The organism is Kitasatospora sp. NPDC057904 (assembly GCF_042887925.1).
Lineage (GTDB): Bacteria > Actinomycetota > Actinomycetes > Streptomycetales > Streptomycetaceae > Kitasatospora.
Genome location: NZ_JBHVOL010000002.1, coordinates 562,373 through 574,380 on the forward strand (window position 1 = coordinate 562,373; position 12,008 = coordinate 574,380).

Below are 12,008 nucleotides of genomic sequence, written 5' to 3' on the forward strand. Positions count from 1 at the left end.
CGCCATGCAGGTAACGCGTCGTCGTCGCGTCCCGAGAGAACACCCCGCCCTTCTCGGCCGGCGCATGGGCCGCCGTGCCACGCTCGCCACGGCGTGCATCACGGCGGTGGCCGTGGCCACGGGCACGGCTTTCGCGACCACCCACCAGTTCGGCACCGACCAGGTCGGCCAGGTCACGGTCAACGGCCAGGTGATCTCCAGCGACCAGTACATCGCCCCCTACGGCACTCGGTCGGTCGTCAACGACGGCAAGATCATGGGCTCCCGGGTCAGCCCGGACGGCGCCCACCTGGCCGCGGCGCTCGCCGACGGCGGCGCGTCGCTGGTCATCGTCGACCTCAAGACCGGGCAGGTGCAGCAGCGCGTCGGCACCGCGAAGGCGGACGACCTGCACCTGAGCGACGGCTCGGTCGGCCAGGAGGCCCCGGCCTACTCGCCGGACGGCAAGCAGCTGTGGCTGGGCCAGCTCGACGGCTACACCCGCTTCACCGTGAACGCCGACGGCACCCTGGCCAACCCGGTGAAGGTCGCGATCCCGGCCGACGGCGCCAAGCACGCGCTCGCCTCCGGCGCGGTGTTCTCCGCCGACGGCTCGACGGTCTACGCGGCCGTCAACGGCCAGAACCGGGTGGTCGCGATCGACGCGGCGAGCGGCACCGTCAAGCAGAGCTGGACGGTGGGCAACGCGCCGCGCGGCATCGCCCAGGTCGGCCACAAGCTGTACGTCGGCAACGAGGGCGGCCGCCCGGCCACCGAGGACGACGACACGCTCAACTCCTACGGCACGCAGGTGCCGGCCGACCAGGACACCGGCGCCACGACCTCCGGCACCGTCAGCGTGATCGACCTCGGGGACGCCTCCGCCGCCGTCGGCTCCATCGACGTCGGCCTGCACCCGACGGCGCTGTACGCCAAGAACGGCGTGCTGTTCGTCGCCGACACCGGCTCGGACACGGTGTCGGTCGTCGACACCGCGCACGACCGGGTCGTGCAGACCGTCTCCACCAAGCCGTGGCCGGAGGCCTCGGTCGGCTACGAGCCCACCGCGGTGACGCTCACCGACGACGGCCGCCTGCTGGTCACCCTGGGCCGCGCCGACGCGGTGGCCGTCTACCGGTTCACCGGTGCGCAGGAGCCGGTGAGCTACGTCGGCCTGCTGCCCACCGACTACTTCCCGGCCGAGATCACCACGGTCGGCTCGAAGGTCGTCGTCTCCAACACCCGCGGCATCGACGCCCGCCGCCCCAACGCCACCGGCGCGCACAACACCCACGACACGACGTCGAGCATCACGCAGTTCACGCTGCCGGGCGACCGCGAGATCCGGGACCAGACCGCCAAGGTCTTCCAGCAGAACGGCTGGACCGACGGCGCGGTCCGGACGGCCGACCACAAGAAGGCCAAGCCGGCACCGGTGCCCGCGCGGATCGGCGACCCGTCGCCGATCAAGCACGTCTTCATGATCGTCAAGGAGAACCGCACCTACGACCAGCTCTTCGGCGACATCGCCAAGGGCAACGGCGACCCGAAGCTCGCGCAGTTCGGCGCCAACGTCACCCCGAACCAGCACGCGCTGGCCCAGCAGTTCGGGCTCTACGACAACACCTACGACATCGGCACCAACTCCGCCGAGGGCCACAACTGGCTGATGCAGGCGGACAACCCGGAGTACACCGAGTCCTCGGCCGGCGAGTACCAGCGCAGCTACGACACCGAGGACGACGCCCTCGGCCACCAGCGCTCGGGCTTCCTGTGGACCGGCGCACAGGCCGCCGGGACGGACGTGCGCGACTTCGGCGAGTTCCACCAGTTCCTGACCAAGCCCGACGGCGCGAGCTGGCAGAACCTGTACTGCGACGCGAAGACGATGGACGCGACCGGGCAGGACACCGCCTACCCGCTCAACTCCTCGTCGCCGATCCCCTCGCTCAACGACGTGTCGGTGCCCGGCTTCCCGAAGTTCGACCTCGACGTGCCGGACCAGTACCGGTACCAGATCTGGAAGCAGGACTTCGAGCAGAACGGCCCGGCCGGCCTCAACATGCTGTGGCTGTCCAGCGACCACACCGGCGGCCCGGCGGGTCCGGCCGCGCAGGTCGCCGACAACGACCTCGCGGTGGGGAAGATCGTCGACGAGATCTCGCACAGCGAGTACTGGAAGGACTCCGCGATCTTCGTGGTCGAGGACGACTCCCAGGCCGGCCTCGACCACGTCGACGGCCACCGCGCCCCGATCCAGGTCATCAGCCCCTGGGCGCAGCACGGCACCGTCGACAGCCGCTACTACTCGCAGATCACCATGGTCCGCACCATCGAGCAGATCCTCGGGATCCACCCGATGAACCAGAAGGACAGCGCGGCCAGCCCGATGACCACGGCCTTCACCGACAAGCCGGACTTCACGCCGTTCACCGCGGTGCCCAACCGGACGTCGCTGACCGACGGCCTGAAGACGCCCCCGTCCTGCGGCGTCGACGTGCCCGGCGCGGTCCAGGACCGCGCGGCCGCCCCGGCCCCGACCACGGTCGCGCCGCCGGCGGCGGAGCAGGGCGTCGCGGCGCAGTGGGACTCCTGGAAGTCCAAGCAGCGCCTCACCGGCCCGAACGCCGCACCGGACCGCGCGAACCCGGCGCAGATGAACCACCTGACCTGGTACCAGACGCACAACTGGACGGCCCCGTACCCGGGCGAGTCCGAGATCCACGCCCCGAACGACGTCCCCGGCGCCTACATCCCGTCCGCCGGACACGCCCTCGGTCATTTGACCGCCACGCCCGGGCGCTTGCGAAGACATCCGGACTGCCCTGACCCCCGGCCCCGCCCCGGCAATCCGTCGGTCAGACGGTGATCGTCTTGTACTCGGTGTAGGTGCCGAGCCCGACGGCCCCGTACTCGCGGCCGATGCCACTGGCCTTGAACCCGCCGAACGGTCCGTCGAAGCCGACGGACGCGCCGTTGACGGTGACCGTCCCGGTGCGGATGCGGCGGGCCACGGCGAGCGCGTGCTCCTCGCTGGCGGACCAGACACCGCCGGACAGGCCGTACTCGGAGTCGTTGGCGATGCGGACGGCGTCGTCCTCGTCGTCGTAGGGGATGACGACCAGCACCGGCCCGAAGATCTCCTCCTGCGCGATGCGCATGGAGTTGTCGACGTCCGCGAAGAGCGTCGGGGTGACGTAGTTCCCGCGCTCCAGCCCCTCGGGGACCTGTGGGCCGCCGGTGACGAGCCGGGCGCCCTCCTCGACACCGAGGGCGATGTAGCGCCGGACCTGCTCCTGCTGGTCGCGCCGGATCATCGGCCCGATGAACGTCTCCGGGTCACCCGGGTCGCCCACCTTCAGGGACTCGATCACGTCCTTGAGCCCCGCCACGACCTCGTCGTAGCGCTCTCGCGGGGCGAGGATCCGGGTCTGCGCGATGCAGGACTCGCCGTTGTTGAGCAGGGAGGAGAACTTCAGCCCGTGAACCGCCGTCGCGATGTCCGCGTCGGGCAGGATCACCGCCGCCGACTTGCCGCCCAGTTCGAGGCTCACCCGCTTCAGCTGCTCGCCCGCGATCGCGGCGATGCGCCGGCCGGCCCGGGTCGAGCCGGTGAAGGCGATCTTGTCGACCCCGGGGTGGGAGACCAGGTGCTCGCTCGTCTCGCGGTCGGCGGGCAGGACGCTCACCACACCCCCGGGCAGGCCCGCCCGGTCGAGCAGCTCGGCGAGGAACCCCATGCTGAGCGAGTTCTCCGGACAGACCTTCAGGACCACCGAATTGCCCGCCAACAGGGCCGGGATGAGCTTCGACGTCGCCGAGGAGAACGGCGAGTTCCACGGAATGACCGCGGCCACGACCCCGACCACCTCGCGCCGCACGACGCTGCGCACCGGCGAGGCCGGGTCGGACGGGACCAGCGTCTCCTCCCAGCCGAACTCCTCCGCCGCCTTCAGGTAGGCGTTGGCCTGCCGGGTCAGCCCCGGCTGTCCGGCCCGGGTGAACCAGCCCGCCGAACCGTTCTCGGCCGCGATCAGCTCGGCGATCCGGTCGGCGTTCTCCTCCCGCAGCGCGTTGAAGCGCCGCAGCACCGCCACGCGCGCCGTCGGCGGCGTCTCCCGCCAGACGCCCCCGTCGAACGAGGCCCGGGCCGCGGCCACCGCCCGGTCCACGTCCGCCGGCCCGGCCTGCGCGGCCCGGCCGAGCAGCCTCCCGTCGTGCGGGGAGCGGATGTCCAGCAGCCCGGCCCGGCTCGGCTCGGTCCAGGCACCCGCGATGTAGAGCCGGTCGTACGTCAGCATGTTCCGCTTCCTCGTCCCTTGAGCGCGTCGTGGTCTCCGGACGAGTCTGATGCGTCATCAAATAACCTGTCAAGACAGTTACTCATGAAGCAGCAAGCGGCACCGGGACACACCGAATTCCAGCCGCACAACACCCAAATCTGCTGCATTCCAGCCAGATCAGCGGACAGGCTCCTTGACAGCCATCCCGGCCGGCGCGAATAGTCGTCACCAGTCAGACAGGTTACCGCGAGGGCGGTCCGCCGGACCGAAGAGCAAGAGAAGAGCGAGAGGAGACACGGCCATGGCAGTCAGCTACACCGGTGTGGTCACCGTGACCGGCGAGGGCCGCAACGGCGGGCAGGTCGTCGCCGACGACGGCAGCCTCACCACGGCGCTCGCCATCCCGAAGGAGTTCGGCGGCGCCGGCGGCGCGACCAACCCGGAGCAGCTGTTCGCGGCCGGCTGGGGCGCGTGCTTCCTGGGCGCCGTCCGCCGCGCGGCCGGCGAGCGCAAGGTCCGGCTGACGAGCACCGCCATCAGGGTCGAGGCGACCCTCACCCACGGCGACGACGGCGAGTTCGGCCTCGGCGCGGTCCTCGACCTCGAACTCGGCGGCGTGGACCAGGAGACGGCCGACGAACTGGCCGCCGCGGCCCACCGGCTGTGCCCCTACTCCAAGGCGACGCGCGGCAACATACCGGTCACCGTCACCGCGACCGCCGTCTGACGCCACCACAGACCCCGCCCGGGCCCGACTCCCCCGACGGGCCCGGGCGGACGCATGTCCCCGAGCGGTGACCACACGCCCCGCGGGGGTCCCGCTACAGAGCGGCCGTCAGCTCCCGGCGCCGCCGTGCTGACGCGCCCGGTAGGTCGCGGCCTTGACGCGGTTCCCGCACGTCCGCATGGCGCACCACTCGCGCCGGTAGCCGCGCGAGCGGTCGAGGTAGACCTGGGTGCACTCGGGCCGGGCGCACTCGCGCAGCAGCGCCGCGTCGTCGCCGCCGAGGATCTCGACGGCCTCGCGGGCGAGCGCGGCCAGCCCCTGTGCCACGGACCCGGTCCTGGTGGCACCCGAGGGGTGCAGGCGCAGCGTCACCGGCAGTCCCGCCGCGTGCCGGTTCACCTCGGCGATCGCCCGGGTCGGCATCGGCTGCCCGTCGAGCCGGGAGGCGACGAGCGCGTAGACCGCCTCGCGCAGGTCCACGGCGATGTCGAGGTCCGTGGCATCGGCGCCGGGCACGGTGTCGAACATCCCCGACTCGACGAACCAGGCGTCGAGTTGACCGGGCGTGGCCAGCTTCTCCACCGGCACCTCGTTGCGCCGCGCGCGGTAGGTGCCGACGAAGTCGAGGGGCAGGGTCCCACAGGGGAAGGCATGCATCACGTCACCATACTGACCAGTGACCGCTGGATGCGCAATGCCCGTGCCCCGGCCCCGGCCGTTGCCCCGGCCGCACCTTCATCACTGCCCAGACCGGTCACGACGTACGACGGCCCCTCCACACCGACCGTCAAGTGACCGATGTGACGCACGAAAGCGGAGCGGAAGAGTGACCCGCGCTCCGGACAGCCGCCTCCCCACCAAGGGACGCGTCCGCATTTCCCCGAGAGGAACCACATGATCGACAGGCGCAGCTTCACCAAGGCCGTCGGCCTCGGCGCCGGGGCGGCCACCGCCTCGCTCACCGGCCTGCAGGGCATCGCCGGTGCGGCGCCCGCCTCCGGCCCGGCCCCCGTCGTGCCGGACGTCGTCCCCGGCACGCACACCTCCTTCCCCGTCCTGAAGCAGGTCACCGCCGGCGTGCTCGACGTCGGCTACGCCGAACTCGGGCCCGCCGACGGGCCGGTGGTCCTGTTGCTGCACGGCTGGCCGTACGACATCCACAGCTACGTCGACGCGGCACCGCTCCTCGCCGACCTCGGCTACCGCGTGCTCGTCCCCTACCTCCGCGGCCACGGCACGACGCGCTTCCTGTCGTCCCGCACCCCCCGCAACGGCCAGCAGGCGGCCATCGCCCGCGACATCATCGCCTTCATGGACGCCCTCCGGATCGACCGCGCGGTCGTCGCCGGCTTCGACTGGGGCTCGCGCACCGGCGCCGTCATGGCGGCCCTGTGGCCCGAGCGGGTCAAGGCCCTGGTGCCGGTGAGCGGCTACCTCATCACCAACCGCGAGGCCCAGACGAAGCCGCTCGCGCCGGGCGCCGAGCGCACCTGGTGGTACCAGTTCTACTTCGCGACCGAGCGCGGCAAGGCCGCCATGCAGGACCGCACCCACCGGCGCGACCTGACCCGGTTCGTCTGGCAGACGGTCTCCCCGACGTGGCGCTTCGACGACGCCACCTTCGACCGCACCGCGGCCGCCTTCGACAACCCCGACTACGCGGCGATCGTCATCCACAACTACCGCTGGCGGCTGAGCATCGTCGAGGGCGAGCACCGCTACGACCACGACGAACACCTGCTGGCCCGCAGGCCCGCCATCGCCGTGCCGACCATCACCATGGACCCGGTCCTGGACCCGTTCACCGCCACCCCCGCCGACGGCTCCACGTACCGGGACATGTTCACCGGCCCCTACGAGCACCGCACCCTGACGGACGTGGGCCACAACCTCCCCCAGGAAGCCCCCACCCGCTTCGCCCAGGCCGTCGTCGACGTCGACCGGTTCTGACGACCGGGCACCACGCACCCCGGCCCGCACCCATCGGTGGGTGCGGGCCGGGGTGCGTCGCGCGGCGCCGGGGTCAGTCGCGGGTCGCCGGGGTGCAGCGGAAGCTGGTCGGGTCGGCCGGGTCGCCGTGGCCGTCGTAGCGGGAGACCTGCGGGTAGGGGCAGAGGTCGCGCTTCACCTGCCGGCCGGAGGCCGTCCCGAGGGTCGCCGGGAGCGTCTGCGGGGCCTTGCCCTGCTCGACCCAGGCGGTCAGGGCGCCGAGGTCGTCGGTGCGCCCGGTGAGGCCGCAGTGGGCCGTGCCGGGGGCGAGGAAGAGGCGGTAGAAGTCGTCGACCTCCTCCGGGCCGCCCATCTCCCGCTCGACCTGCTCGCGGTAGCGCACGGTGCCGTCGGCCGGGATGAACTCGTCCGCGAGCCCGTGCCAGGTGAGCAGCTTGCCGCCAGCGTCGCGGAAGGCGGAGAGGTCCGGGTCGGCCGTGCCGATGATGTCGTCGTACTCGGCCACCGACTGCCGGAACAGCCGCGCCAGGTCGCCGGAGGTGAGGGACGCGACCTGGAAGGACGGGTCCTTCTTCAGCCACGTCCCCACCCACGCCGCCGGCACCGGGAACGGCGCGCCGACGCGGTTGCCCGCGGCGTCGACCGTGCTGCCCGCGAGGCCGCTCAGGTCGGCGCCGACCGGGACGCCCGGCCAGAGTTTGCGGCCCGACGGCGTGCGCGGCCCGTCCCAGATCCGCCGCACCACCTCGGCGTCCGCCTCGCTGATGGTCACCTGCTTGCCCTCGCACTCCACGGTGGTGCCGATGAGCCGCCGCGGGTTGAACCCGCACTCGTCGGGTTTGCCGACGAGCCCGTCCACCGCCCCGTCGAGCCCGTCGCACGCCCGGACGGCGGCGTCCGTGAACGCCTTGAACTCGCACGCCGTCGGGTAGGTCTTCGCCTCGTTCATCACCACCTGCGGCCACAGCGTGGCGACTTCGAACCGCGTCCAGTCGATGGCGGGCGCGTTGGCGAGGATCCCGTTGTAGTCCTCGGGATACCTCTGGGCCTCCGCGTAGCCCTGACGGCCGCCGGTGGAACAGCCGTTGAAGTACGCGTAGGAGGCGGCGCGCCCGTAGTGGCCGGCGATGACGGCCTTGGCGACGACCGCCGCCTCGTGCTCGGACCGGGACGCGAAGTTCTCCAGCAGCGCCTTGTCGACCTGCCCCGAGCCGTCGAGCGCCCACTTGGTGTCGACGTACGAGCCGACGCCGGCGTCGGTCGTGGCGGCGGCGTAGCCGCTCTTGACGACGGCCGCGAGGTTGGCGCCGTAGTCGCCGGCGGCGTAGGCGAGTCCGCCGACGGTCTGCAAGCGGCCGTTCCAGTTCTGCTGGGGCAGCCAGACCCGCACCTTGGCGTGGTCGCCCTGGCCGGGGTGGGTGAGCGTGACGGTGACGTCGCAGAACGCCGGGACGTCGGGGATGTGCGCGTCGGACAGCGGGAACACCGCGGGCACGTCGACGGTGCCGGCGGCGTGGGCGACGGCGGTGACGCCCTCCACCCGCGTCCCGGGCGGGGCCTGCACGGCGGGGGCGACGCAGCTGTACGGGGTGCGGGTGTCCGCGACGGCGCTCGGCGCGTAGAGCGCGGCGGCGAGGGGCACGGCCGCCGCGAGGGCTGCCAGGAGTCGTCGGTTCATGGGTGTTCCCGTCCTTGGGTGTGAGCCTTGGCCCCGTCGGGCCGAAAAGTAACCGTTCTGAACGGTTACTATGCTGGCGGGTATCCGACGCTCCGTCAAGACGCCCGGACCGCACCGCACCGTCCGAAATCCGGAGGCCGCCGCCACCCCGAACTGGTACGGTGACGAACGACGAACCCTCGTGACCGACGCGTGGAGCAGACATGGCAGGCGACGACGACATCTCCGGGTGAATCCCGGACCAGAAGGCCGTAGCGGGTGCGTGGCACCCAGCGCTTCGGCCCGATGCGTCGCGCCCAGCGCCCCTGTCCCCCTGTCTTTTCGGGCCGGACGTGCCTCCGCCCGCTCACTCCCAGGTCGCCTTCATGTCCTCTGCCTCGATCGTCTGCTCCCACCTGTCCTTCTCCTGGCCGGACGACACCCCCGTCTTCCGCGACCTCTCCTTCGCCGTCGGCACCGGCCGCACCGGCCTCGTCGCCCCCAACGGCTCGGGCAAGTCCACGCTGCTCAAGCTGGTCGCCGGGCAACTGCGGCCCGCCGGGGGCACGGTGGCGACGGCCGGCACGGTCGCGTACCTCCCCCAGGACCTGCCGCTGACGGCGGGCCTCACGGTCGCCGAGGTGCTCGGCGTCGCCGCGGTGATCCGCGCCATCGACGCGGTGGAGTCCGGCGACGTCGCCGAGGAGCACTTCACGGCCATCGGCGACGACTGGGACATCGAGGAGCGCAGCCTCGCCCAGCTCGACCGCCTCGGCCTCGCGGGCCTCCACCTGGACCGGCCGCTGGGCACGCTCAGCGGCGGCCAGGTCGTGCGACTCGGCCTCGCCGCCCAACTGCTGCGCCGCCCGGACGTGTTGCTGCTCGACGAACCGACGAACAACCTCGACCTCGGCGCCCGGCAGCACCTCCACGACGCGCTGGACGACTTCTCCGGCTGCCTGCTGCTGGTCAGCCACGACCGCGCCCTGCTCGACCGGATGGACCGCATCGCCGAACTGGACTCACATGAACTCCGGCTGTACGGCGGCGATTTCACCGCCTACGAGGAGGCCGTGCAGGCCGAGCGCGAGGTCGCGGAGAAGAACGTCCGCAGCGCCGAGCAGGAGCTCAAGCGCGAGAAGCGCGAACTGCAGCAGGCCCGCGAACGCGCCGAGCGCCGCGCCGGCAACGCGGCCCGCACCCTCAAGAGCGCCGGCCTGCCCCGCATCTTCGCCGGGAACATGAAGCGCGGCGCCCAGGAGTCCGCGGGCCGCTCCGGACAGGTGCACGCGGCCCGCGTCGACGAGGCCAAGTCCCGTCTGGACCAGGCGGAACGCGCCATGCGCGACGACCAGCGCCTCACCCTGGACCTCACCGGCACCCGGGTGCCCGCCGGGCGCGACCTCTTCATCGGCGAACACCTGCAAGTGCTGCGCGACGGCACGCCCTTGTTCACCGGCGGCGGCGTCGGCCTGAGCGTCCGGGGCCCGGAGCGGATCGCCCTCCTCGGCCCCAACGGAGCCGGGAAGACGACCCTGCTGCGCCTGCTCGCCGGGGACCTCACCCCGGACGAGGGCCGGGTGAAGCGCGCCGACGGCCGCGTCGCCTACCTCTCCCAGCGCCTGGACCTCCTCGACCCGGACCTCACCGTCGCGCAGAACTTCGCCGCGGCCGCCCCGGAGCGGCCGGAGGCCGAGCGGATGAACCTCCTCGCCCGCTTCCTCTTCCGGGGCGCCCGGGCCCACCTGCCGGTGCGCGCTCTCTCCGGCGGCGAGCGTCTGCGCGCCACCCTGGCCTGCGTGTTGTGCGCCGAGCCCGCGCCGCACCTGCTGCTGCTCGACGAACCGACCAACAACCTCGACCTCATCAGCGTCGGGCAGCTCGAAGGCGCGCTCGACTCCTACCAGGGGGCGTTCCTCGTGGTGAGCCACGACGAGCGGTTCCTCGCCGGGATCGGGGTCGACCGCTGGCTGCGGCTGGCGGACGGGGTCCTGGAGGAGACGGGCCCTCCCGTGATCTGACGTTCCGTCAAGGAGCCCGGCGGCTGACACGTATGTTCTCCCGCGCGCTACCACGTGCGCGATCGTCACCTGACTGAAGGGTTATTTCACCTTCGACGCCGTGCGCGGGCCCTCGACACGGGTACCATGCGCAACAACGTCCACAGGCAGGAGTGACCGGTCGTGACCAGCCAATCAGCCGCCTCGCTCCGATCGCGGTACGCCGTACAGGCCGCGTCGGATCTCGCGGGGAACCGCCGCCGGCAGCAGGAGCTCGCCGACGAACTCACCAAGCTCCAGCAGGAGGAGGCGCTCCTCGTCGACATCATGTCGGTGGCCGAGCGCTACAGCGACGACACCGGGCCCGCTCCCGTCCAGGAGCAGGCCCCGGCGCCGACGCCCGCCCCGGAGCCGGCCCGCACCCAGGACGAGCCGGCCCCCGCCGACGCGTCCCCCGACACACCCACCGAGGCACCCGCCGAAGCGCCCGCCGCGAAGGCGCCGCGCCGCAAGAGGGCGCCGCGCACCCCGTCACCGCGGGCCGGCTCCACGGCCGCCCCCACGGTCAAGGCGGCCGCCAAGTCCCGCCGCGTCGCGAAGGTCCCGTCGCAGCGCCCGCTGCTGGGCGACGTCCTGACGCACCTGCTCGCCGGCCACGGCGAGCCCCGCACCGCCAAGGAACTGCGCGACGAGTTCCTGGTGGCGCACCCGGACCGCGAGCCCACCCCGCAGGTCGTGCGCAACGCGCTCGGCGCGCTCGTCGCGAAGGGCCGCATCGAGCGCCGCAAGGACCAGCGGTCGGTGATGTACAGCCTCGTCGAGGACAGCGGCACCCCGGCCGGCTGACCCCCTCGGGGAACACCAGCGGGGCGGCCCGGGAACCGACCACGTCGGTCTCCCGGGCCGCCCGCCGCCGTCCGGGGCGCGGGCCCGCCCCGGCTGTGCAGCGCATCGACCGCGCCGTCGCATGTTCTCGACCGCCTCCGGTGGCGGCCGATGCCCTACGTCCAGTGGTGCTCGGTGACTTCGCCGCCGCGGACCGCCAGGGTGGTGTCCGGAGTGTCCGCGGTGCGCCAGACCGTGTAGTCGCCCTCGGGCAGCGGTGAGATGACGGCGCAGTGGGTGGTGTGCCCGGCGAGGTGGCGCGGGCGGACGGCCGCGTGGGTGCGGGCGGTGTCGTCGCCGGTGGGGCTGACCTCGATCTCCAGGCCGTCCTCGGCCGGGCCGGTGTGGATGATCAGGGCGCCGAGGTGGCCGCCGATCTCCAGGACGACGCTGCCCTCGCGGGAAGGGGCGGGCAGTGGCGCGTGGGTGTGCTGCTGGGTCATGGGCTCGTTCTCCCTCGCCTGTCCGGGTGTGTGGGCCGCGACCGTGCCGCAGTGCGCCGGGGCGCCCGCACCGCGGCACGTGCC

The 12,008-nt window shown here is 72.6% G+C and carries 9 protein-coding genes; 5 read left to right on the forward strand and 4 right to left on the reverse strand.

The annotated features are described in order from the left end of the window. The first annotated feature begins 4 nt into the window (after positions 1-4). Entirely contained in the window at positions 5-2,848 is a 2,844-nt protein-coding gene (locus ACFVSN_RS07880; RefSeq protein ID WP_387954001.1) for a bifunctional YncE family protein/alkaline phosphatase family protein, read from the forward strand. Here ACFVSN_RS07880 and ACFVSN_RS07885 read toward each other — a convergent pair. After that, positions 2,838-4,280: an aldehyde dehydrogenase gene (locus tag ACFVSN_RS07885; protein WP_387954003.1), complete on the reverse strand. Its 1,443-nt coding sequence runs from the start codon at positions 4,278-4,280 to the stop codon at positions 2,838-2,840. The genes ACFVSN_RS07880 and ACFVSN_RS07885 overlap by 11 nt on opposite strands. A gap of 283 nt (positions 4,281-4,563) precedes the next feature. Between ACFVSN_RS07885 and ACFVSN_RS07890 the strand changes: the two genes are divergently transcribed. Then, positions 4,564-4,989 carry an Ohr family peroxiredoxin gene (locus ACFVSN_RS07890; protein ID WP_380493884.1) on the forward strand — a complete coding sequence of 142 codons (426 nt, stop codon included), beginning with the start codon at positions 4,564-4,566 and terminating at the stop codon, positions 4,987-4,989. Positions 4,990-5,097: 108 nt separating this feature from the next. Here the strand turns inward: ACFVSN_RS07890 and ACFVSN_RS07895 are convergent, their stop codons facing one another. Then, positions 5,098-5,646 (reverse strand): CGNR zinc finger domain-containing protein, encoded by a 549-nt coding sequence (locus tag ACFVSN_RS07895; protein WP_380448257.1) that lies wholly within the window; start codon positions 5,644-5,646, stop codon positions 5,098-5,100. Between the two features lie 237 nt (positions 5,647-5,883). Between ACFVSN_RS07895 and ACFVSN_RS07900 the strand changes: the two genes are divergently transcribed. Beyond that, complete coding sequence (locus tag ACFVSN_RS07900) at positions 5,884-6,939, forward strand: alpha/beta fold hydrolase (protein WP_387954004.1); 1,056 nt, start codon at positions 5,884-5,886, stop codon at positions 6,937-6,939. 73 nt (positions 6,940-7,012) lie between these two features. Here ACFVSN_RS07900 and ACFVSN_RS07905 read toward each other — a convergent pair whose 3' ends face one another. After that, entirely contained in the window at positions 7,013-8,617 is a 1,605-nt protein-coding gene (locus tag ACFVSN_RS07905; RefSeq protein ID WP_387954006.1) for a tannase/feruloyl esterase family alpha/beta hydrolase, read from the reverse strand. A gap of 365 nt (positions 8,618-8,982) precedes the next feature. Here ACFVSN_RS07905 and ACFVSN_RS07910 point away from each other — a divergent pair, with 365 nt between their 5' ends. Together ACFVSN_RS07910 and ACFVSN_RS07915 are read left to right on the forward strand one after the other, a co-directional pair. Continuing rightward, entirely contained in the window at positions 8,983-10,617 is a 1,635-nt protein-coding gene (locus ACFVSN_RS07910) for an ABC-F family ATP-binding cassette domain-containing protein (protein WP_387954008.1), read from the forward strand. A 162-nt stretch (positions 10,618-10,779) separates the two neighbouring features. After that, positions 10,780-11,442, forward strand: a complete 663-nt coding sequence (locus ACFVSN_RS07915) for a hypothetical protein (protein ID WP_387954010.1) — start codon at positions 10,780-10,782, stop codon at positions 11,440-11,442. A gap of 155 nt (positions 11,443-11,597) precedes the next feature. Here ACFVSN_RS07915 and ACFVSN_RS07920 read toward each other — a convergent pair whose 3' ends face one another. Further along, a complete protein-coding gene (locus ACFVSN_RS07920) occupies positions 11,598-11,924 on the reverse strand; it encodes a hypothetical protein (protein ID WP_380503443.1) in 327 nt (108 codons plus the stop codon). Positions 11,925-12,008 lie beyond the last annotated feature (84 nt).

Bases quoted from the DNA above. Each gene is read 5' to 3' on its own strand.
- ACFVSN_RS07880 (WP_387954001.1), top strand. From the start codon at position 5: ATGCAGGTAACGCGTCGTCGTCGCGTCCCGAGAGAACACCCCGCCCTT.
- ACFVSN_RS07885 (WP_387954003.1), bottom strand. From the start codon at position 4,280: ATGCTGACGTACGACCGGCTCTACATCGCGGGTGCCTGGACCGAGCCG.
- ACFVSN_RS07890 (WP_380493884.1), top strand. From the start codon at position 4,564: ATGGCAGTCAGCTACACCGGTGTGGTCACCGTGACCGGCGAGGGCCGC.
- ACFVSN_RS07895 (WP_380448257.1), bottom strand. From the start codon at position 5,646: ATGCATGCCTTCCCCTGTGGGACCCTGCCCCTCGACTTCGTCGGCACC.
- ACFVSN_RS07900 (WP_387954004.1), top strand. From the start codon at position 5,884: ATGATCGACAGGCGCAGCTTCACCAAGGCCGTCGGCCTCGGCGCCGGG.
- ACFVSN_RS07905 (WP_387954006.1), bottom strand. From the start codon at position 8,617: ATGAACCGACGACTCCTGGCAGCCCTCGCGGCGGCCGTGCCCCTCGCC.
- ACFVSN_RS07910 (WP_387954008.1), top strand. From the start codon at position 8,983: ATGTCCTCTGCCTCGATCGTCTGCTCCCACCTGTCCTTCTCCTGGCCG.
- ACFVSN_RS07920 (WP_380503443.1), bottom strand. From the start codon at position 11,924: ATGACCCAGCAGCACACCCACGCGCCACTGCCCGCCCCTTCCCGCGAG.